This window comes from Rhizobium sp. SVR5-9E, from assembly GCF_056755095.1.
Window position 1 is genome coordinate 1 of sequence record NZ_JBNDHS010000797.1, and the last position, 232, is coordinate 232.

The 232-nt window shown below is 66.4% G+C and carries 1 pseudogene; it reads left to right on the forward strand.

What is annotated here, in order from left to right:
- Positions 1-49 precede the first annotated feature (49 nt).
- A pseudogene (locus ACPYOJ_RS37030) lies at positions 50-232 on the forward strand (hypothetical protein); the annotation flags it as partial.

A 232-nucleotide genomic window follows, 5' to 3' on the forward strand; every position in this document is an offset into this window, starting at 1 on the left:
GCGTGAGGATGCTCTACAATAGTTGTAAAGCATCAGGAACACGGATCACATGCTTCACCTGCACATTTCGGTCGTCCGCCGCGCGCTGGCGATTGCCGGCCTGGCCCTGCCTCTCGCAGGGTCCGCCGCCTCGTCAGTCACCCCCGGCGTCTACCTCGAAGAGATGACGTCGCCGGAATTGCGCGACCGCATCGCGGCCGGCGCCACGACGGCCCTCGTGCCCATCGGCGGC